Source organism: Plantibacter cousiniae (nom. nud.), from assembly GCF_977070315.1.
Map to the genome: position 1 here is coordinate 138269 of NZ_CDRVEU010000009.1, position 21248 is coordinate 159516.

Here is a 21248-nt window from a genome sequence, read left to right on the forward strand (position 1 = left end):
CGACATTCATCGGGCCACCTGTCGGCCCGTCACCCGGCTCCAGGCTTCTAAAGCAACGCCTTTAAGGAGTCCCAGATTCGACTATTGTGACATTATCCTGATTTTCCGCTGACTCGGCCCCATTCACCCTTGTGAATTAGGCCTTCCATAGAATACAAACAGCATACAGAACGGCACTTGTTTACAAGTTATATAAATAGCGCTGTGTGACATTGGCATGACGGAGGCAAAATGGCGCAGGATGCGATAGCGAAAATTCTGGCCAAGAACGGCCCGATGCTGAGCAGTGAGCTCGCGAAGATTCTGGAATCTCAATACAACCTGGCTCCTACGGCCGCTCGCAAGCGGGTCGAGCGGGGCTGTGAAGATATGAGAAAGCTGAGCCACCTGATCTTTCCTCACCGTGCTCGCTTTGTGTATCTACGATCCGATTACGGCTCGCCGAAGTTTTTTTCCAATCTGATTGATGCTCTTCAGAAGACGAATAGCGCCTACTACTCAGCCCTCCAAGCCTTGAAAATGCGCTCCAACTTCATGCTGCGGTCTCATTTCCTTATCGCCTGTGGAGCGCCGGTTGCTCAGTTGAAACACGTCTCGGCCGAAAGCCTGCTTGAACGGTTGATCAGCGCGAGTCTGGTCAAGGAAGTAGCACTGCCGGGAGGGGATACATGCGTCGTGAGGTGCGATCAAGAAATGCCTCTCCAGGACGGGAACACGCTGGCCAAACTCAAGGCTCGAAACATTGCAGAGCGATTGGCGCTGATCGCGGTAAAGGACTGGGCACGAAAATTGGGGCTGGTGAGCTACGAGGCCGTCAAAACCCGTGAGGACGATGGGTTAGAGAAGATGCCTCAGGTAGGTACGTTTCAATGGGATATGGCGGGTCCATCATTTCTGTTTCCGATGCGTTCGTATTCTGAGGCTGCCGGCGTTAAGGGCGGATTTTTTGTCTGCGATATTGCTTTGGATGGACGGGTAACTGCGGAGGAACTCAGTGCATTCGTCAAAAAATGTGTGACGCTGCGAAGCCTTTCAAAGGTAAGCCGCTGTCTGCAGGTATTTGTAGCTGAGGAGTTTTCCACCGAAGCATTCTCGCTCCTAAAAGCAGAGGGCATTATTCCTGCCACTACTGAAAGCCTTTTCGGCCTGGAGGTAGCCAGAGCCCTGAAAAGCCTGTGCTCATTACTCGAAAACACGGCCAAGCTCTTGGACAGCCCTGAGTCACTGGATCAAGTTTTCAACGTGCTTTCGCGAATAGAGGGCGCCGGGTCCACTTTGCGAGGAAGTTTGTTTGAGTTCGCAGTTGCTCACATTGCCAAGTCCACGTTCCCGGGCGGCGATCCTGAAGTGAACCGGAAGGTTAAGGACAGCCTTGGCCGGCAGGCCGAAATTGACGTCTTAGTAGTCAGGAGGCATCGAGACGTGGTGTTCATTGAGTGCAAAGGAGTACACCCCCTGGGAAATGTTGATGACGCAGAAGTCGCCAAATGGCTCGACAAGCGCATTCCTGTACTCCGCGAAGTGGCTAAGCATCATTCTGAATGGGGATATCTGCCGCAACGGTTTGAAATCTGGAGCAGCGGTAATTTCACTCCAGAGGCGCTGCTACTGATTTCAAATAGAAACCTTGAAACCGATAAGTACGAAATCGTCGCCAGGAACGCGGATTACGTTTTCGAGCAGGTTATGGCAAGTCACGATGCTGGACTGATCCGTACCTACGAACAGCACTTCATCAACCATCCCATGAGAGAGGTTGAGTTGAGCAGGGGCCGAGCTGCAAGAAAAGCCGAACGAGAGAGAAAGCGAGCCCGCGTGGAACAGAGGTCATTCGGGGCGGCCGATCAGCCATCGTAAGCTGATTGGAACCACATTGCTGATCAAAGGCCTTGAGTATGATCACGCCGTCATTCTTGATGCCGACTCGCTTGATGCGAAGGATTTGCACGTCGCGATGACCCGAGGAGCGAAATTTCTAACCATCATCGGGACAGCTCGGCATCTACCTGCTTGAATACCTATTCAGTTTTGAACATTTTGAATCGGTCACCAATATCCATCGTTCAGTACCTGCACAGGAGCAATATTCTATATGGAAGGCGAGATGAATGAATTGGAACTGAGGCCGCGGGTGTTCGTCTCCGACCTCATCCAGCTCGGCGATATTGTCCTGACAACCACGCCCGACCCCATGAGCAAAACGATCCGTAAGGCCATTGGTGCGGACATCTCTCACGCTATGATTTGTGTGGGGAAGTCGAGTGTGATCGATTCTACTGGTGACGGTGTACATGCACGCAATCTCGAGCGTCTGATACTTGAGCCAGGCTGCGCTGGTCATGTTCTTCGTCCGGTTGCGCCCCTGACTGCTGACCAACTGCACTCTATTATCGCCTTCGCCAGAGCTGCGGTTGGTACTCGATACACCAAGATCGGCGCCGCCAAGAGTGTATTGGCTGGTTTTGTGGCCGGTCGGAGGCAGTTCTGCTCGCGATTGGTCGCGCAGGCTTATCACAGGGCCGGGGCAAACCTAGTACCGGATGCTGACTTTTGCCATCCAGGGGAGTTACTGAATAGCGCGGCGCTTTTTGAGGTTCCGAATGTACTGAGAGATCTCAATGCGGAAGAAGAGGCTGGCTGGCGTGAAAATGTTGACCACGTGCAGGTTATGCGGGATTCAACCAATGCCTTGCTTCGGGAAGCCCGAATGCTGTCCTCTGAGATTGAATCACTCAACGACATCGATTTATACCTAGTGGACCATCAGGAGGCAGATGATCACCTAGTAAAAGCTCTGAGAGCTTCAAGGTATCTGGAACTGTGGAAGGATGAGTTTGAAAGGAATGCTTGGCAGTATCACGTCGCCTTCATGGAGGGATACGAAAGCTCGGCGGAGCACAAGCAGAGATACTGTGAAGAGCTGCTGGCAAGCGAGAAGTTAGGGCAAAACCGTTTTGTCCTGAACCATGCGGGCTACGTGACCTTGAACGCATTGCATCCGCGCCAATATTTCGCTTTGAAGATAAAGCTTTACGAGCTGTTGACACAGCTACATGATCGTCGCATTAGGGCGGCAACTAATTGGCTTGAGCGTAAGGGGCTGCTTAAGCCGGAGCCTCGCACGCTGCTTCGTCCGCACACGCCGGAATGGTTCGCTTCGCTGCGCGAGTGGGACCCAAATCAGGCTGCGATGACGGAAGCGGCCATCCGGGTAGCCGGAAGTTTGGATGTGTGCACAGTCTGTGCAGACGATCCAGTCTGCGATTATGTCCTCTTGAGTACTCCACCTGCTGGACCTGGGACGTGTCGACTTTGCGATGACTGCTTTCATATCCGCTCCATTGACGAACCAATGAGGACTTTCTAGTCGTGGGGCAGTTTCATGTCAGCACGTGGGCCAGTTTTCAATCAACGCCAACAGAAGAAGATACTCAAACAAGCTCAAGAGCGGGAATATGGAAATTTTTAGCGTGATAGCCGGTACTTTGGGTCGAGTTTTCGGAAAAATAGCTACACCTTACATAAAGAGCATTTGGTATCGGATCAGAGGCGAAAAATTTTGTAAGCGAGGTAAGCCTAAATACGAAGGTGTTATATCCTCCATTGCTGACTACAAAAAGCTTTCGAATTTCATAGCCGGCAACGATGAAGGCATCGTGTTCCTTGACCTCACGATGGATGACAACAGTTTTCGAGGCGACACTGAAAGTACGGCCCCTTACTTTGTAGCTTTTGAAGATTGCTTTGAAGAACTTGAGGAAGGAGAAAAACCTTCAATTTTCAAATGCACCGGAACGCAGTTTAACGTCCACATATCCCACGTAGAAGGAAGCTGTTTTTTTTACTCGCAGCGAGGGTTTATAAAACTGAGGGGTTACTTCGTGATAACAGGCTATTCCGGACCTTATCAAGGCCTAATGGATTGCAACCTTAGAGGCGTAAGACATGAAGATATAAAAGTTTAGTTTTAGTAAGCAGTCAATACCAACTACCTTTGCCATTTAACCAGTGCTGAGAGCGTTGGCAGGTATCCGACTGGACTGGGCCGATAGTCCCTGCCAGCGCGCTTAGCCCTTTCTACCTTCCAAGCCGTTCTTTCACAAAATTATCGGCTTGAAGAACCCGCTCGGACACATGGCGCTCAAATTGCTGTATAGCGTAGCGCATCTCTTTTTTACCCCAACGCTGCTCCAGCTCCATTTGACGTTTCCGTGCCTCAGGTGATCCTAGGATCGATCTCGAATCTATGAGCAATATCTCTCCCTCAGTAGATTCTTGCGTTCTGGTACTCATCGCGACTTGAGAGCAGTGAGTGCCAACCACGCTAAACCCCATACGCTCGTAAAACTCTACATTCGAGACTGAGCAAGTCAATTCGGCATGAGGATAGCGATCAAGCATCGCGACTACCAGGTTTTTCCCAATCCCACGCCCTTGATGAGTACTCTTCACAGCCATGTAGCAAACACCGCAAGAGTCAGTCTGCCTAATCACCGGAATGTAGAGTAGAAACCCAACGACCTCATCTCGCGTCAATTCGTCAAAAGCCAAGAGCAGTTCGACTGGGGCATTAGTATTTCCGATTCGCTCGATGTACAAATCGACCTCACGTACGAGCGCCCACTGGTAAAGGGTATAGAAGGCGTTGCTGGCAGGAATCGCGTCAAGCCTCAGATCAGTACAAAAAGATGCAACCAGTTTCAAAACCTGATCAACGGCGGACTTGCCTGGGCCTATTTGGTAATACAAAATGATGGACATCTTATTCCTTTAAGATCTTTTGGATGCGGCTTCAGATGGGGTCAGTATCGTCGGACTGTCTTCGACACCTTGAGCCAGTCGCTCAAGCCCTGCTCGATTGAACGGAAGCTCCACCCCCTGAAAAGCTTCAACCAGACGGCGCTGCAGGTCGGCTATAGTCGGAAGCTCTTGGTACCTCGTGCCAATTCCCCAGCTACCGTCCAAGTTCGCGAAATATGTCGTCAACTCTTCGTCGTAACCTACGACGCCATGAGCCTGCCAATCGAAGAATCCGTACCCTTTCTGATCTTCGATCTCGTCGTCATCCAGTGTCGTGAAAATGCTGCCAAAAGCGAATCGAGACATGACTGCTCCATTTCAGTACCTAGACAGCTGGCCGATTAGTCATCGCTGTCTTGTTTTAAAAGAGACAGCCTACAACATGACCTTGCGATGGTGCTATGAATCGGTAGGCGCCCTTGCAGGCCGTGGCCGTAAAAAATGTTGAGTCAGAAACACTAGACGATCTACCTGACCAACTGATACACAGGATGGCTTTTTGAAATCATCGTAAACAGAAACGCAGTCGTGCGGTGTAGAACTAGGCTTATTACAACGACAAAGGATAGCGCTTGAATCAGTACCAGATGGATCTTGCAACGACGCCAAATGAGGTCAATGGCCATGAGATTGCACACGAGAGCTTGGTGTTGGGACCTAGCGACTGCGATCGTGCTGAACTGCATGTACACATGAACGGAGCCATCCCGATATCGACGATCCAAGACATCTTTAAGGATGAATTAACAGAGCTGCCGTCTGGTTTCCTTATTGAGCGGGACATGTTGCGACACACACCGTGTCAGTCGCTGGCGTCATACCTGACCCCTTGGCAGGTGTTGCGGCTCTTCCCCAAAAGACGCGAGAACCTGGATCGCCTTTCCTTGGCGGTCGTCGCGAACCTCGCGCAGAACAACGTGCGCTTTGTAGAACTCCGAAGCAGCGTTTTATACCTTGCCGCTCTGCAAAATTGCTCGCCCGCTCAAGCCTTGGAGCGCCTTTTAGAATCGTATAGAGCTGTATCCGTCCGCTTCGGTATGCGTCTCGGCTTGGTCCTCACGGTTACACGCGGCAATTACAGTTCGGTTGGCCTTGCTACCCTCCTACAGGCCTACCAAGACCTCGGTGAACCGGATGATGTGGTGGGGCTGGATCTGGCGGGCGATGAGGAGATTGCGTATCCAGCCGAATTACCGTCGCTATTTCGGAAGGCGAAGGATCGATTCGGACTCGGGATCACCATTCATGCGGGCGAAACTGGTCGCGTGGAAAACATTCGGTCAGCCGTGGAGTTGTTTGGCGCTGATCGTATTGGCCATGGAACAGCTGCTAGCAAGGACCCTCACTTGCTAGACCTCTTAGCACGACAAGATATCTGCATCGAAGTATGCCCCATCAGCAACAGGCTCACCGGAGCTGTTCCTGTCAACGAGGCCCATCCTCTGTTGGAGTTTCGGCGCCACCAGGTTCCTTTTGTAATTTGCTCGGACAACCCGGCGATTCATCAGCGAGGCCTAGCAGATGATCATGCGATGGCGATGACCGAGGGACTCTCCGCCAGTGATATTTCCGAACAGTTCGACGTCGCCAAGCGGTACTCATTCATAGAGGGTCTAAATTGAAAATCCGATTCATGTCCGGAAATCAGCACAAGGTCAACGAGGTGCAGCGAATTCTTGCCCCTGTCGGAGTGGAAGTCGTGTCGGTATCACGGAAAATTGAAGAATTGCAAACCGAGGATGTCCACCGCTTGGTGCGGGACAAGTTGACCAAGGCATTTGAGGCTATAGGTCGCCCGCTTTTCGTCGAGCACACAGGGCTCTACCTGAGCGGTCTCAATGGACTTCCTGCGGGTCTAACCCAGATATTCTGGGACAAGCTTGAGGCAGAGCGATTCGTTAAGCTTGTAGCGGGTCTCGAAGATGCAGCAGTGACCGCAAAAACAGTGCTCGGGTATTGTGATGGGCGCCAGATTCACCTGTTCGAAGGCTCCATCGAGGGAACTGTACCTCTTGTACCGGCCGGTCCAACTGACTTTCAATGGGACTGCGTTTTCGTCCCGAACGGGCACACCCAAACTTTCGCTGAGATGGGACCGGCCAAGGACGCTATTTCCATGCGCCGCAAAGCACTCGATCAGTTCGCCGAATATCTGAAAACTTGTGAGGGCGTAAAATGAACGCTGAGTTGCTACGCGCGCACCGCACCGGCAAGCTGATGCTTTTTGTAGGTGCTGGGGTGTCTGCCAATCTAAGCCTGCCTACTTGGGGCGAGCTTATCGCACGCATCGCTCAGGAATTGGGATACGATCCGAAAATCTTCTCCACTTATGGAACACCGCTTGCACTTGCGGAGTACTACAAGAGGAAGAAAGGTACTCTTGGGCCGCTTCGGAGCTGGATGGATCGCGAATGGCACAAGCACAGTACAGATATCTCCACGTCCGAAATCCATCGGCTGATTACCCTTGGACAATTTTCACGGATCTACACCACCAACTATGATCGATGGCTGGAAATGGCCCACGATAAATTTGAGGTACCGTACGACAAAATCGCAAGCGTCGCTGACCTCGTATCTGCTACTGAGGGCCGGCGTCAGATTGTGAAATTCCATGGGGACTTTGATGACGAAACATCAATCGTTCTCGACGAAAGCAGTTACTTTCAGCGATTGAATTATGAATCTCCACTAGATATCAAGCTCAGCAACGATGTCTTAGGGAGCTCTGTTCTCTTCATCGGATACAGTATTTCAGACATCAACATTAGGCTCCTTTTCTATCGACTGACGGAGATGTGGGGGCGCTCGGTATTGCCATCCGCCAGACCAAAGTCATATGTATTCACGAATCGACCGAACCCTGTTGCTCAGGAAGTGCTGGGGCAATGGGGAATAGAGATGATCGTTTCGGAAGAGGATGATCCAAAGAAAGCGCTCACGGATTTTCTTCAGGAATTGGTGAGCTAAGAGAGCGGTCCCACGTCTGATCGCTATCGAAGAACAATCGCTTTTGAACCTCATCCCATGGATAGGTGGTCAATGGACCACCAACTCATCACGATAAGCGCCTTGGCAGACTCTGGCTTTGATCAGCGCGTCTTTTCCTGTTTCATTCAGCGCGGTGCTACCGAGACCGTAGTCCGGAACGAAAGAGCTTATAGAGGCTGGCTCAGCTTCGAAGGGCGCCCGCCCTGTTTCTGACTTAAGCCATTCAGCTAAGAATGCCTGCAGTGCTGCCTCTCCCAGCATTCCTAGATCGATACCGTAGTGAATGTCCGAAATGCCGGTATGTCGGTGTCGGGGAAACTCGCTCATGTCATCGTTGTGAAAATACTGCTCGTCCCCCCGATCACGCCGTCAATCTTGCTTCAAATAGGTCAGGCAATCGTTCGTCTATGACCATCCAGCTAACACTTCCTGCGTAAAGACTGCGCTTCGCGGCAAGATCCCGCTCGCCACGACGTTTTCCAGGGTGGTCGCCGGATCGGCGACAAAGAACGTTAGCACCAGCCCCCGCTGGGCGCGAGTGCAGCAGACGTAAAGCAGTCGCAGCGTTCGACTCCAAGTATTTTCATCACCGCCCAGTGCTCGTGCACGATCTGCAGCACGGGCCTCAGCACTCGCGAAGACACGCTCGTAGTTGTACGTTCGGTAGTCGCTTTCTTCCTCGTCCATCACCACCATGACGCGTTCGAACTGCGCTCCCTTCACACCGTGCTGCGTGGCATAGGGGGAGCCTTCTGAGACATAGCGTTCATAGGACAAAAGCTCTTGTGCAGAGCACTTGAAGAACTTGGCCATTGCCGCGTCCGAGGATATGGGTGATGAGCAACATCATCGTAAGGATTGCGCGAGGTTTGGATGCAGTAGCCATCCGGCAGTCCATTTACCGCTGGATGGGAATACTGTGATTTCGTTTGAGCTTGAGCCGCCTTCAGTCGAATAGATGGTCAAGCGGATGGAGGCGACTCTGCCGAATTACCCGTAGTTGGTTACTGTGCGAGACGACCAGGTCGCTGGCTCTGCACACGTCAGAAGCGCATCGTAGCGAAGTCGGTCGAGCATGGTATGACGTGTTGCTGGCGATATTGAGGACGCAAGGTTTTCACACAGCTTATGCCGGATCGTGTTGCCGAACAAAGGCAGCGTGGGGCTGCACAAAGCACTTGGCCTCTCTCACATAGGCACGCATCCAGAGGTGGGATTCAAGCATGGTGCGTGGCAGGACGTTGGTTATTGCCGCACTGCGCTGGATGTCACGCATCCGCCAAAATCGCCCGAGCCGTTCAGTGGGATCAATACGCAGATTTAGTCACTACAGATCATGAAAGTAGCTAATCTTCGGCTTTGGGCTCATGTAGCCGTGCTGCTGCGCCCAATCAATGCTGGAAGGTGACCTACCAGCAAGCAGAGGGTAGAGCCAGGACGCCTCACTGCAATGCTTGAAACCAAAGTAGTAGTTGGGGTGGTGGTCCCACATCATCGAATTATCAATCGGCGCCGTGCAGTTGTATTCGCTGAACTGCAAGTTTCTATTCTCGTTTAGAAAATTGACAAAATTTGCCAGGCTGCCATGGCCGCCACCACCCATACGATCATTTAAATAAAAGCGACCGCTATACCCCGAGGCAATGTTTAGTTTGTCGTCCTTGCATCTGAACATCAGCAAGGTACCGTCATGTGGGCCTGGATTGCCGTCGGAATCCTCAACGGTGCAGAGCCTGACCAGCTTGATACTGACACCGCTGCCTCTGACTGCGGGCTCGAAAAACTCGTGATAGTCCCCGCCAACTTCTGGATATGGAAACATAGAGCTTGAGCCGTTGATTAGCCACTCCAGACTGCAACTGTAGCGGTCAGCGATACGCTTGGCCAGATCAAAGGGCAGCGCTTCACGACCGTCGATGCAGTTCATCAGAGTTGCCGGCGACGTTTCCCCTAAAGCCAAGGCTAGGTGAGGCAAGTCGCTGCGCTCGCTCCAGGAAAAGACGTCGTCTTCGCGCAAGCGCGTAAATAGCTTTTGCAAACGCTGGCCGGTAGAGCGCTGCCAAGATTCACACAACGACGCTGTCTCAGGCTGAGGCGCTTCGAGAGATTCAAGATAACGCGCCAGTCCAAACCTGGTTTCCCCTTCTAGTGAACGTTCATGCCTGGCAGCTGCCTGTAGCAGCAGTTGGTGCAAGTTATCAGGAAAGTCGCGAACGCTTAATCTGGCCATGCAAGATACTCGCTGTCAATTTGAGGGCATTATGACTATTGGTAGGCATAATAGCGACAAAACGACGGCAAGTGCTATCTTTTGCGGGTTGATTTGGATAAGTCACCTTGCTCAGCCGAGCAGCAGATTCACTAAATGGGCAGGCTTGCATCTCCCGGCATGTTGTTGAGACCTATGCCAAATTGACCTGCTTGCCGGCAATGGGCTGCCTCGCGTGCAAGTTGGGGCAGGGCCTGAGACCGCAATCTGTACAAAAGTCACGTCAGCTTTTGGGTCAATCAGGGTAAGCGCCAATACACAGACGCAAGTGGGTCCCAATGGCATGGAGACTACTCGCGGCTGAACATGATCATTATTTGACCAATGTCAGATATAGACTCATACTTCTGACATTAAAGTGTTAGAGCAGCTTGAGCCTATGAAGACCCTTCCTGAATCGATACTGGAACACAGCCGGCGTTTGCCTGAGGGTGGCTTAGTAAGTCCCAAAGAATTTTTGCATTTAGGAAGCCGGGCCGCAGTAGATCAGGCCTTTTCACGACTGGCGAAGGGCGGGCAACTCATCCGTGCGGCTCGTGGGCTCTATCTAGCCTCTATTAAGGATCAGTACAAGCAAGCAACGCCATTGCTGGATAAGGTTGTCAGCTCCCTCGCTTCGAAGAATCAGGAAGAGATCGTCTTTGATGGACTGCGTTCTGCAGAGATACTAGGCCTGTCGCCGCAAGTTCCGGATGGGCAGGTGTTTCTCACCACTGGGCGCACTCGGACTCTTACAGTAGGAGGCGTAACGGCCAAGATTAGACACGCCCCCCGCTGGATGCTAGCGCTTGGTTCGACGACCGGCGGTGCTGTAATTCGAGCCTTGGCTTGGTTGGGAGAGCGGCGTATAGGTGAGGTGATGGAAACGCTGCGTAAACAGCTGACTCCCATCGACTGGCAGGCGTTGAGCTCGGTGCGGTCGCTACTGCCATCCTGGATGGCTCTTGCAATCGGTCGAGAGGTGGGGTGACAGATTGCAGCTCGGCGGAATTTCGGGAGGGGCCATTTAAGACCACTCCAACATGAACTAGGCTACGCCGCAATGCCAGCTGCCCGGCTCCAAAGGATTAGCACGTGTGTGCACAGATGTTGAGTTGGGAATGGAGTGCCTGATCATGAAAACTAAAATGCGAGAAAAGTTATTGGAAATTATGTAGTGCGACAAGGTTGTCGAAGACCTACATAGTTCTAGAAATCAATAACTTAGAAGGTGGTGATTATGGCTAATGGAAAAATTCTACGTCAGTTGTTCCGGGCAGGTACTGCTGGCGATGCCGATGCGTTTCGTCTTGCCTCTAAAGCGGTCATTGAGGAGGAGCGGCAGAAGCAGCATCATCTTCTGGCCAACGATCTCGAGCAGATCCTCTACGGCAGCGATTTGAATCTCAAGGTTTCCAATACGGCCCGAGTTCACTACGACGTTCCCGTAGACAAGGAGCGCGGTCTACCGCTGCTTGATATAAGAACTCCAAAACGGTCCCTTGATGAAGTGATACTTCCTCCTAGCAGTTCAGCTGCATTGGAGGAGATCCTTGAGGAGAACCGGCGGGCTGATGTGCTGCGCAGCTACGGGATGAAACCCGCTGGCAAGGTGATTTTCTTCGGCCCACCCGGCTGCGGAAAGACGCTGGCTGCAGAGGTCGTGGCCTTCGAGCTTGATCGGCCTTTAGCTATCGTCCGCTTGGATGCATTAATGTCCTCGTTCTTGGGCGAAACGGCAGCCAACCTTCGCAAGGTCTTCGATTTTATTGCCCAGCATCCGTTTGTGGTTCTCTTTGATGAGTTCGATGCCATCGGTAAAGAACGTGGTGATGGTAGCGATCATGGCGAGCTTAGACGAGTTGTGAACGCCGTCCTGCAAATGATGGACTCATACGAAGGTCGCAGTTTGATCCTGGCGGCTACCAACCATGAGAGAATTTTAGATTCCGCCATTTGGCGACGATTCGATGAGTCGATTGAGTTCCCACTGCCGGATGAAAAGCAGCTGAAGGAAATTTTGTCGCTGAAGCTACGAGGAATACGTCGTCAATTCGAGATTGACGACAAAGAGATATTGAAGGAGTTTAAAGGTAAGAGCGGCGCAGATATTGAGCGCGTTATTCGCCGCGCCGCCAAGCGGATGATCCTGCGAGAGCAAGAGTTTCTGACCATCAAGGAGCTTAAAAGCGCTCTTTTGCGGGAGGACCTCAGAAAGTCCTAAAACATAAATTTTCAAGGAAGAATCCGTGGCAACCTACAAGCACCTGAGCATTACACGTGAAGTTCTGGATAACTCGCGTCGAACCAAAAGCCCCCCTCACTTCGTCACCCGTGAAGATCGGCTTGGTCACGGCCAAAAGCTCAACGGTTACTTCGCCACAGCGCAAGGCCTGGCCAAGAAGCAAATCGGCTCTTCAGAAAAATCTCCTTACGTTCTGAAGCTGGAGTATGAGGGCGCATTGACCTTCGCCAACCTCAATACGCATGGGTTGGAGTTTATCAGCCAAGAAGGCAAGCAACTTTGCGTAGTGTTCGCGAGCGAAGAGGGTTTGGCCAAATTTACTGCCCATCTGCAAAAGCTGGGTGTCATGGACGCTAATTTGACCCATCGCCAGATTCTCGAGGCTATTGCGGGTGTAGATGCCTGGTCCGCAGAAGATCGGAAGAGTTGGGCTCTTAAGAATATCGGGTTGCCAGACAGCCCCACTTTCAAGCTCGATGTCGAACTTTGGCCTGTTCAGGTTGCGCATCACCCAAGCCGTGTTCAGCTCTCGACCTCTTTTGAGACCTGGCTAGCCGCCGAGCACATCAAGAGGCTCGACAGAATCAATCTGGACAGCCTGCTCATGTACCGGGTCGAGGTCACTCCCGAGCAAGCACAGTTGCTGCTCAACCAGCGCGACGTTCGTCTGGTGGATCTCATCCCAGCCACTGGCATTAGCATTCAACAGCTGAACCGAGACATCAATGAGTTGCCTCTCAACATCCCGCCACCCCCTAATGACGCAGCCCGCGTTTGCATTCTAGACAGCGGCATTAACGGGAATCATCCCCTCCTGAAGCCTGCAATGGCTGAGAGCGCCTCGTTTGTCGATGAGGAGGGGGATGCAGATGAAGCGGGGCACGGCACCGCTGTGGCCGGGGTTGCCCTGTATGGCGACGTCGAGGGTTGTAACAATTCGAATTTCTGGAAGCCGGAGTTCTGGCTCTTCAATGGAAAAGTGATGAAGAAATGTCCGCATACAGGTAATGCGGTCTACGACGAACTCACACTCGAGGTATCGCTGACGAAGGCTGTAGAGCATTTCGTCGAACTCGGCTGCCGGATCTTCAACCTATCGCTGGGCAACAATAATGCTCCCTACGATGGTGCGCATGTCAGAGGGCTAGCCTATATCCTGGATGTACTTTCCCGGCGGTACAACATCTTGTTCGTAGTCTCCACGGGCAATTTCTGTGGCTCAGAAAGCCCGCTAGTCCCAATCAACAGTTGGCGCGACGAGTACCCGGAGTACCTAATCGCTGCCCAGAGCGCCATCATCGACCCTGCACCTGCAATGATGGTGTTGACGGTGGGGAGCATCTCCCGACACAACTCTACGATTGATAGCCAGAAGTATCCGGAGATTTACCACCTTTCACCTGCATCGGAAAACCAACCATCTCCCTTCACTCGGCACGGCCCGTCGGTAAAAGGGGCGATCAAGCCCGAGCTCGTTGCGGCTGGCGGCAATCTCGCCAGCCCTATGAGGCAAGCAAACGCGCAATGGGCGCCACACATGCGCGGATTGGGTGTGTTAACGCTTAATCATCAGTGGAGAGGGAATACCGTCTTCAAGGAAATCAGCGGGACGAGCTTGGCGGCACCGTACATCACTCACCTAGCCGGGCGTTTGCTGAATGCGTACCCGACGGCATCTGCGAACATGCTTCGTGCAATGCTGGTCAATCATGCTTATCTGCCGAATGCGGTCACCTCGACATTTTCCAAGGAGTTCAGGAAGAGTTACAAGACGTCGAAGGCCACTTGGAACCGAGACGTTGAAAGGGATGTTGCTGGCTACGGAGTCGTGAGTGAATCTGATCTTTTCAGGTCTTCCGATAACGTCGTGGTATTGATGTCGGAGGAAACCATCGAGAACGACGGATGCCAATTCTTTGAACTGCCATTGCCAGAGGACTATTTGCGCTCCGCTCGAGGGACGCGAGAGCTCTCAATAACACTGGCTTACTCGCCAGTAGTCCGGACTACCCGGATTGAATATCTGGCTACCCAGATCTATTACCGCTTGGTCACGGGCACCTCGCTGGAGGAGGTACAGAAACACTTTAGCCAGGAGATGAAAAAGACGACGGAGGTACTCAAAGAGGCTAGGGACAACAATCGCGACATTCCCGCCCAAATGAGAAACCACGGCACGGTTCAGTCTTCTCGCTGGACGTTCAAACAAGGGAAACCCGGAGAGAAGTGGTTTGTGGTCGTGGTCAGGCAGGATCGTGACTGGAATCCCTCTGCCGCAGAAAAGGAACAGTATTCTCTGGTGGTTACGGTGGCCGACCGCGACAACGAGCGGGCTCAGCTCTACACCCAAATCCAGACCCGGATAAATGAGCAGGCTGTGGTCAGGGAGCAGCAAAAGGCCAAGATGATTGCTGTTCGATTGCAGAATTGAGAGTGATCGACATTCGCTGTGATTCCTCTCCAGTAGGTATCAGCCTTCGGGGTAATGCGATCTTCGACGCATTCGTACGGCGGGTTCCCCGGCTCGCTGGATGTCATCTATGATGGGTAAGGCGATTGGCCACTCCTCCAGCTTTCCTTGAGAGCCAGGCGAGGCGCTACAAATGGATTTCGCTTCACTCATAGATGACGTCCAGAGGATACCGGTCGGTGAAAATCAGAAAGATAGTGATCAAGAACTTTCGAGGAGTGAAAGCGCTTGATTGGAACGTGCCAACAGCCGACATTTTTTGCCTTATAGGCAAGGGCGACTCCTCAAAATCCACCATCCTAGAAGCCATCCGGTACACGTTCCATCCCCAGTGGAATCTTGCTCTCAGCGACTCAGATTTTTACCAATGCAAGATCGCTGATCCCATTGTCATTGAGATCACAATCGGGCATTTGGCGGCTGACTTCTGTGCACTCAATAAGTACGGACTTCACCTAAGGGGTTGGGATGCTGCAGCTCAGAAGCTTCATGACGAGCCAGATGATCATTTTGAAAGCGTATTGACCGCCCGGCTTACCGTCGAAAAGAACCTGGAGCCGAATTGGACAGTCGTGTGCGATCGCAACCCTGACGGAGTGCAGTTCAAGCAGGCAGACAGAAATAAAGTCGGCGTGGGCCTCATCGGAGTATTTAGTGAAAGAGAGCTTTCCTGGGCAAACGGAACTGCTCTTGCCAAGCTGACCGCGGCGCAGAGCTTGAGCGAGCTATTGGCCAATGCATCGAGGACCGCGAGGAGTTCGCTCGATATCGACCGGGCTGTTACCCTGACAAACTTCGACAATGCAGCAACCAAATCACAAGAGATTGCGAAGCTCTTGGGTGTCCCTGTGCTTGATGCCTATAAGGCCCATCTCGACTTGTCGTCCATCAACCTGAAAGTTGGCGGTCTTTCCCTGCATGACGGCGAAATCCCGTTACGCCAGTTAGGTCTGGGATCTCGCCGAATGCTTCAGTGTGGAATCCAGAAAGCGGGTCTGGAGGAAGGCCATATCACGTTGTTCGATGAGTTGGAGTTCGGCCTCGAGCCCCATCGCATTACGCGTCTCATCAAGCACATCAGGGAGGACAAGCGTGGGCAGTATTTCCTAACCACTCATTCGCCGATGGTGCTTCGCGAACTCACGGTGCAGGACCTTCATATCGTCCACAGCAAGGGCGGGGTCGTGACGATCTTCTCTGCTGCCGAGAAGGGCCTCGAAGAGCATGAGGTTCAGGGGAAGATTCGCTCCAGCGCTGAAGCATTCTTGGCCAAAAAGGTCGTCGTGTGTGAAGGCGCTACCGAGGTAGGTTTCATAAGGGGTTTTGACGATTACCAGCTCGAGAATGGGCAAGATCCATTGTCGTATCACGGTGTGGCGTTGCTGGACGCCAAGGGAGCCAGCAAAGTGAAGGGCATGGCCATTGCCTTCAAAAAGCTTGGCTATGACGTGTCGGCGCTAGCTGATGGTGATGCCGAGAAGCAGTTCTCAGCCGCTGATGCTGCTGGGCTTGTGGCGTTAGGAATTCCCACCTACGTCTGGAGCGATAAACTTTCGCTTGAGGAACGGGCTTTTGCAGATCTTCCCTGGGCTTCCGTCCTTGCCAGTTTGACGCTTGCCCAAGGCGAGCTCTTCTACTCAGTATACGATCAAGTGCGATCGCAGTATCAGGACGTGTTGGACCCTGACATCAGCGAGTGGCGGGATAGTCCCAAGCTGCGTACTGCAATCGGTGCTGCAGCAAAGAGCGCGGGGTGGTTCAAGGACACCACTAGAGGCGACCTGTGGTTCAAGGCAGTGAGTGCCGCTTTCAACGATCCCGTGTTCGGTAAAACGAATCTCGCTGTAGAGTTGGGAAGGCTTTGGGAGTGGGCCAAGCGTGTCTGAAGACCTCGCAATCAAGCTCAACGACTGTACCACCAAGGGCTATGTAATCGCGCCAGCGGGGTTTGGAAAGACTCATCTCATCGCAATGGCGGTGCGAGCTTCCGGTGGCCGGCAGCTTATCCTGACGCACACTTTTGCCGGCGTGAATTCCATAAAAACCAAAATGGCGGACTTGGGCGTTCGTGCTTCCCAGTTCCAGGTCGATACGATCGCTAGCTGGGCACTTCGACTCTGTCTAGCGTACCCGAAGGCGTCTGGGTGGAAAATTGAAAACCCGACCAGCAAACAGTGGAGTAAGTTGTACGAGTGCTGCACCCGTTTGCTGGGCAAAAGGTTCATCCGTGAGGCTGTGTCGTCAAGCTACATAGGTCTCTACGTCGACGAGTATCAAGACTGCTCGGACCTGCAACACGATCTGGTCTGTAACCTGGCGGAGTTACTCCCAAGCCGGATTTTGGGTGATCCCCTGCAAGCCATATTCGATTTTGACGACGGCAAGCCCGTTGATTGGGAAGCCAGCATCTACCCCGAATTTGTTTGCTTGGGACAGCTTGAGGTCCCTTGGCGGTGGATCAACGCGAAGAGTCCAGCCCTTGGCGAGTGGCTAAAAGAGGCAAGGCGAAAGATCGAGCTAGGCCAGAAGATTGATCTGTCAGCGCCTCTTCCACCGAGCGTAATTCGTGCCTACACCCAGCCTGACTATCTCGCCGCTAAACAGTACACGGCGCTTTGTGGCCTGTTAAATCATGATGAGAGCGTCATTGCACTCCATGGCGGCGATCAACAGTCCAAGAACAAAACTCACCGTTTGGCCAACCGCTTGGCGGGCCGCTTTTCCTCAATCGAGGAAATCGAAGGGAAGGATCTGCATTCGTTCATCAAAAAGCTTGCGGCTGCAAAGACCGCTCAGGCTGGCTTTCTCCTTGCTTTGAAATTCGCAACCAAGTGCTTCACCGGTGTAACCCGAACGCTAACGGCAGGCACCAAGCGGGGCGAGGTTACCAACCTTCGCAGGACCACGAAGTATCCACTGGTGCTCCAAGCCGCGAATGACTATTTGGCTGACCCATCCTGCAGCTATCTCAAGGCATTCTTCCAAGCCTTGAAGAACAATTCTGAGACCTCAGTCTACCGCCGTGATTTGCTCTATCGCTTCTTCAACGTGCTTAAGATTCATGTCGATGGGCAAGCCTCGACGCTCGTGGAGGCCGGTAACCTCTACCAGCGTGATATGAGGCATTCGGGGAGGCCGATCAGCCATCGCAAGCTCATTGGAACTACATTGTTGGTCAAAGGCCTTGAGTACGACCACGCCGTTATCCTCGATGCCGACTCGCTTGATGCGAAGGATTTGTACGTTGCAATGACCCGGGGAGCGAAATCTCTCACCATCATCGGGACAGGTCGTCACTTCCCGGCATAAGGTATGGCTAAGGGCAATCCGGTAGTTGTTGTGGGGAATCAAAGGGGCCAGCCGACATTTCTTGCCTTATAGGCAAGGGCGACTCATCAAAATCCACAATTCTCAAAGCCATCCGGTACACGTTCCACCCCAAGTGGAATCTTGCTCTCAGCGACTCAGATTTTTACCAATGCAAGATCGCTGCGGGATTAGATCAATGCCTTGCTACGGGAGCATAATGAGTCATGCAAGCCAGACCAAGGTGCGAGTAACGTCATGACCGAAGCCCAGCGCTGGACAGTGAAATGCCAGGATCCTGCGGATGGAAGTGGCGACGTCATCATTGAAATACCGCCGGACCTACTCGCCAGTTTAGAATTGAGCATCGGCGACGTACTGACCATTGATGTGATCGACGGCGCGATAGTTCTGACGCCGAAGCCGCGTGACTCAGCTACAGCCTAAAATGGCACCGGCTCGCTTTTGATCTTCAAGTGGACAAATGCGAACGGCAAATCTGAGCGGCGGTGTTATACCGATTAACGCCGGTGACGTCAGGCGGGGCCTTTTAGCTAAGTCGTTTGGGTTTGCCACCAAATGAAACCCTTTAACGACCAATCCGTTAGCCTAGGGGATTGTTCAGAAAATTACCTTGCCTTCTCCATGAGGGCTAGGTTTGCAGGCATAACGACACCAGCTGATTGAGCTTTGCGTTTGGGTATTCCACGCAATCAGCAGTCGTTTACCGTAATGCTGGCGAAATGGTATTGTCCAGGCATTGTCGCCTTTCGCGACTTGCCGGCACAGGAGACGCCAGCTTGGGAGCTCTGCAAACAACGTCGCCCTTTCTATCTAGATTTGCGACGCCTAGAACAGGAGAGGACAGTATCCCGGGCTTCTATTCCCCGGAGCTCCAGATGTGGGTCGTTGAGGCTGTTGATGGAGTAGTTCCAGTCATCGCTGATGGTGCGCTGAATGAGCTGATGACCAAGACCAAGGTCAACGCAGAGCAAGATGACGAGGCATCCTGGCAAATAGAGCTGTTAACTAAGACCTATCAGAGGGTCGAAAGCGATGATGACGATCCCAATCCTTATCGAGGCCAATCGAATGACTCCGGCCACCTTCATCAATTCGACTCCAGCAGCCACCTGCTGCAGCTCGTGACCAAAACCGATGCGATCACTGAGCGCGATGATCGATGCAATGCCAACCATATACTTGAGCTGATCACAAAGACCAGCGTCGAGCTGGAGCGTGATGACAATGGTGATCCTACCTTCGGCTTGGACACCCGTTATTACTCAGATTGATCTGGAAGCATCTCATGCTGTTGTTGGTGACAAACCGTCGCGATATCACAATGGATTACGTAGTTGCTGAGCTCCGCCGGCGCGGCGAGCCTTTTGTCCGCCTAAATACCGAGCAATTGCCCGAAGCGTTGTGCTCGATGGCAGGATTTCCCAGGGACGCTTGGTCTATCTCAATGGACGGGGTGGTTGTTCGTGGTTCGCAAATAACTGCAGCCTATTTCCGTAGACCGGGAGCTCCTGTTGTACCGGACGCTGTAACGGATCCTGGCGAGAGGGTGTACATCGAGGCGGAGTGGAGCAGCTTTCTCAAAAGCCTCTACTCCCGCTTGGAGGGGCGGTGGCTAAACTCACCTACAAAGATCTTCTTGGCTGAAGACAAGCCGATGCAGCTCCTCCTCGCGCAGGAGATCGGCTTTGAAGTGCCTCAGGCATTTGTTACGAATGACATTGCACGTGCTCAAGCTATCAATGCGCTCGGCACGGCGATTGGTAAGCCCCTTCGACAAGCGGTGTTAGCGGGCGAGACGGAACGAGTGATTTTCACCTCTCGACTCGCTGAGATTGAGGATGATCAGGCGGAAGCGATCAGGCTGACCCCATTCATTGTGCAATCTGAGATATTGAAACAATACGACGTCCGAGTGACAGTCGTGGGCGAGCGTGTGTTTGCTACGGCAATCTGGTCGCAAGATAACGAGGAAACGGAAACCGACTGGCGTAAGGGTAGTCGTCCTGATCTTCGACACGAGAAAATTGTTCTCGAGCGTCGCGTTCAGCGTCGGTGCGTGAAACTCGTGCAGCGCCTCGGTCTCCGTTACGGCGCTATCGATCTGGTGTGCGATAGATCCGGCAAATTGTGGTTCTTGGAAATCAACCCTAACGGGCAGTGGGCCTGGATCGAAAATCTAACAGGTTATCCTATTGCTGCGGCGATCGTGGACGAGCTGACGGGGAACGTCATTGTTTAAGCTACAAGACTGGCTCGAATGGGTGTGGCCGACCCTAATACCATTGTCACCTACTGAACAGGCTGAGGAAGCGGAATGGAGGCAGGGGATTGTTGAGTCTGTTCGAGAGGGGGATTGGTCGACAGACAGCGACGTGGTGCTGGACGAGTCGCGGCGTATTTTCGATGCGGAAGTTGACCGCCGCAGAGGAGCAGACGCGAAAGCAGGTATTTACCTGGCCGCTATCACGGCGCTGATCCCCGTCTTGGCTTCCCTACTGCCAACCCTTTGGAGCGACAAGTCGAACAAATGGCTAGGCTGCATTGGACTCATCCTATTCGGATTGGCAGTAGCCTTCTTGCTGCGCGCCGGAGCTTGGGCATTTAGAACGCTGAAAGTCGCCGGATTCACTCAGCTCGGCCCAGGTGAGCTAGCCAATACCTGGAAAGAAAGCTCGCCTAAAGCGGGCTTAGCCAAACAGCTTGCCCACGCGGTTCTACATAACTACTCAATGGTCAACCAGAAAGTGACCGGTATCAAGATGACCCATGAGTACCTGCTTCGTGCTTTCCTGACATTCACGATCCTCCTGGTGCTCCAAGTAGCCTGGCCTGTTGGCGCCTGGGTTGTCGAGGAAATCACAAAGCTCAGAGGTGCTCCAGCACCGGCCGCACTGATCATGTGCTATTCGTGAACTAATGATGATGGTTTTGTTAATGATTGAGATGCTCTAATGCTAAGCATAACCCGTCCTGCGTGCCCCGAATATCTTCTCCCATATCTCGCTGACAAGAAGATAAAAATCTTTAGTGCTCTGATGATGGGCGCGATAAAGGCCGGGCTTGAGTCTTCTCTGGGTAGAAAAAATTACCTCCACTTATGGGAGCTGATGGCGAAGGCGTCTGGTTCTAAATGCTGGTATTGCATGCGACCTGTTACCCATAGG

20 protein-coding genes are annotated in these 21248 nt (G+C 52.6%); 15 read left to right on the top strand and 5 right to left on the bottom strand.

Going from position 1 to position 21248, the window contains the following annotated elements:
- Positions 1 to 231: 231 nt before the first annotated feature.
- The 3 genes from ACW55A_RS17915 (at position 232) to ACW55A_RS17925 (ending at position 3965) form a co-directional block, all read left to right on the top strand.
- Positions 232 to 1857 carry an NERD domain-containing protein gene (locus ACW55A_RS17915; RefSeq protein WP_122381190.1) on the top strand — a complete coding sequence of 542 codons (1626 nt, stop codon included), beginning with the start codon at positions 232 to 234 and terminating at the stop codon, positions 1855 to 1857.
- Between the two features lie 247 nt (positions 1858 to 2104).
- A complete protein-coding gene (locus ACW55A_RS17920) occupies positions 2105 to 3367 on the top strand; it encodes a YiiX/YebB-like N1pC/P60 family cysteine hydrolase (protein ID WP_498811470.1) in 1263 nt (420 codons plus the stop codon).
- A gap of 25 nt (positions 3368 to 3392) precedes the next feature.
- Entirely contained in the window at positions 3393 to 3965 is a 573-nt protein-coding gene (locus tag ACW55A_RS17925; protein ID WP_147460280.1) for a hypothetical protein, read from the top strand.
- Positions 3966 to 4077: 112 nt separating this feature from the next.
- Here the strand turns inward: ACW55A_RS17925 and ACW55A_RS17930 are convergent, their stop codons facing one another.
- A complete protein-coding gene (locus ACW55A_RS17930) occupies positions 4078 to 4761 on the bottom strand; it encodes a GNAT family N-acetyltransferase (protein WP_005894886.1) in 684 nt (227 codons plus the stop codon).
- A 9-nt stretch (positions 4762 to 4770) separates the two neighbouring features.
- A complete protein-coding gene (locus ACW55A_RS17935) occupies positions 4771 to 5106 on the bottom strand; it encodes a hypothetical protein (RefSeq protein ID WP_005894889.1) in 336 nt (111 codons plus the stop codon).
- Between the two features lie 266 nt (positions 5107 to 5372).
- Between ACW55A_RS17935 and ACW55A_RS17940 the strand changes: the two genes are divergently transcribed.
- Genes ACW55A_RS17940 through ACW55A_RS17950 form a run of 3 tightly spaced genes read left to right on the top strand, consistent with a single transcriptional unit; the run spans position 5373 to position 7770 of the window.
- A complete protein-coding gene (locus ACW55A_RS17940) occupies positions 5373 to 6422 on the top strand; it encodes an adenosine deaminase family protein (protein WP_134931348.1) in 1050 nt (349 codons plus the stop codon).
- Between the two features lie 11 nt (positions 6423 to 6433).
- On the top strand, positions 6434 to 6979 hold the full coding sequence (locus tag ACW55A_RS17945) for a non-canonical purine NTP pyrophosphatase (protein WP_180276685.1): 546 nt from the start codon (positions 6434 to 6436) through the stop codon (positions 6977 to 6979).
- Positions 6976 to 7770, top strand: coding sequence for an SIR2 family protein (locus ACW55A_RS17950; RefSeq protein WP_005894896.1), 795 nt, complete (start codon positions 6976 to 6978; stop codon positions 7768 to 7770). Before ACW55A_RS17945 ends, ACW55A_RS17950 begins: the two co-directional genes overlap by 4 nt.
- A 69-nt stretch (positions 7771 to 7839) precedes the next feature.
- On the opposite strand, the gene ACW55A_RS17955 is transcribed toward ACW55A_RS17950, so the two are convergent.
- The 3 genes from ACW55A_RS17955 to ACW55A_RS17965 all read right to left on the bottom strand — a co-directional run bounded on the left by ACW55A_RS17955 (position 7840) and on the right by ACW55A_RS17965 (position 10021).
- Positions 7840 to 8118: a hypothetical protein gene (locus tag ACW55A_RS17955; protein ID WP_005894898.1), complete on the bottom strand. Its 279-nt coding sequence runs from the start codon at positions 8116 to 8118 to the stop codon at positions 7840 to 7842.
- 78 nt (positions 8119 to 8196) lie between these two features.
- Positions 8197 to 8604, bottom strand: coding sequence for a hypothetical protein (locus ACW55A_RS17960; RefSeq protein WP_005894900.1), 408 nt, complete (start codon positions 8602 to 8604; stop codon positions 8197 to 8199).
- Between the two features lie 514 nt (positions 8605 to 9118).
- Entirely contained in the window at positions 9119 to 10021 is a 903-nt protein-coding gene (locus ACW55A_RS17965; protein WP_005894902.1) for a FitA-like ribbon-helix-helix domain-containing protein, read from the bottom strand.
- Between the two features lie 418 nt (positions 10022 to 10439).
- Here ACW55A_RS17965 and ACW55A_RS17970 point away from each other — a divergent pair, with 418 nt between their 5' ends.
- The 9 genes from ACW55A_RS17970 to ACW55A_RS18010 all read left to right on the top strand — a co-directional run bounded on the left by ACW55A_RS17970 (position 10440) and on the right by ACW55A_RS18010 (position 20996).
- Positions 10440 to 11030, top strand: a complete 591-nt coding sequence (locus ACW55A_RS17970) for a DUF6088 family protein (RefSeq protein ID WP_005894904.1) — start codon at positions 10440 to 10442, stop codon at positions 11028 to 11030.
- Positions 11031 to 11279: 249 nt separating this feature from the next.
- Positions 11280 to 12263 carry an AAA family ATPase gene (locus ACW55A_RS17975; RefSeq protein WP_005894906.1) on the top strand — a complete coding sequence of 328 codons (984 nt, stop codon included), beginning with the start codon at positions 11280 to 11282 and terminating at the stop codon, positions 12261 to 12263.
- 25 nt (positions 12264 to 12288) lie between these two features.
- Positions 12289 to 14715: a S8 family peptidase gene (locus ACW55A_RS17980; RefSeq protein ID WP_498811471.1), complete on the top strand. Its 2427-nt coding sequence runs from the start codon at positions 12289 to 12291 to the stop codon at positions 14713 to 14715.
- Positions 14716 to 14933: 218 nt separating this feature from the next.
- Complete coding sequence (locus ACW55A_RS17985) at positions 14934 to 16640, top strand: ATP-dependent nuclease (RefSeq protein WP_460235157.1); 1707 nt, start codon at positions 14934 to 14936, stop codon at positions 16638 to 16640.
- Positions 16633 to 18063 carry a UvrD-helicase domain-containing protein gene (locus tag ACW55A_RS17990; protein ID WP_054070942.1) on the top strand — a complete coding sequence of 477 codons (1431 nt, stop codon included), beginning with the start codon at positions 16633 to 16635 and terminating at the stop codon, positions 18061 to 18063. Before ACW55A_RS17985 ends, ACW55A_RS17990 begins: the two co-directional genes overlap by 8 nt.
- 255 nt (positions 18064 to 18318) lie before the next feature.
- A complete protein-coding gene (locus tag ACW55A_RS17995) occupies positions 18319 to 18507 on the top strand; it encodes an AbrB/MazE/SpoVT family DNA-binding domain-containing protein (protein ID WP_122222425.1) in 189 nt (62 codons plus the stop codon).
- 452 nt (positions 18508 to 18959) lie between these two features.
- The gene (locus ACW55A_RS18000; RefSeq protein WP_235814360.1) at positions 18960 to 19355 is read left to right on the top strand and encodes a hypothetical protein; all 396 of its coding nucleotides are present in this window, start codon (positions 18960 to 18962) and stop codon (positions 19353 to 19355) included.
- Positions 19356 to 19369: 14 nt separating this feature from the next.
- Positions 19370 to 20323 carry an MvdC/MvdD family ATP grasp protein gene (locus ACW55A_RS18005; protein WP_498811472.1) on the top strand — a complete coding sequence of 318 codons (954 nt, stop codon included), beginning with the start codon at positions 19370 to 19372 and terminating at the stop codon, positions 20321 to 20323.
- Positions 20316 to 20996 (top strand): UbiA prenyltransferase family protein, encoded by a 681-nt coding sequence (locus ACW55A_RS18010; RefSeq protein WP_081026946.1) that lies wholly within the window; start codon positions 20316 to 20318, stop codon positions 20994 to 20996. Before ACW55A_RS18005 ends, ACW55A_RS18010 begins: the two co-directional genes overlap by 8 nt.
- Positions 20997 to 21248 lie beyond the last annotated feature (252 nt).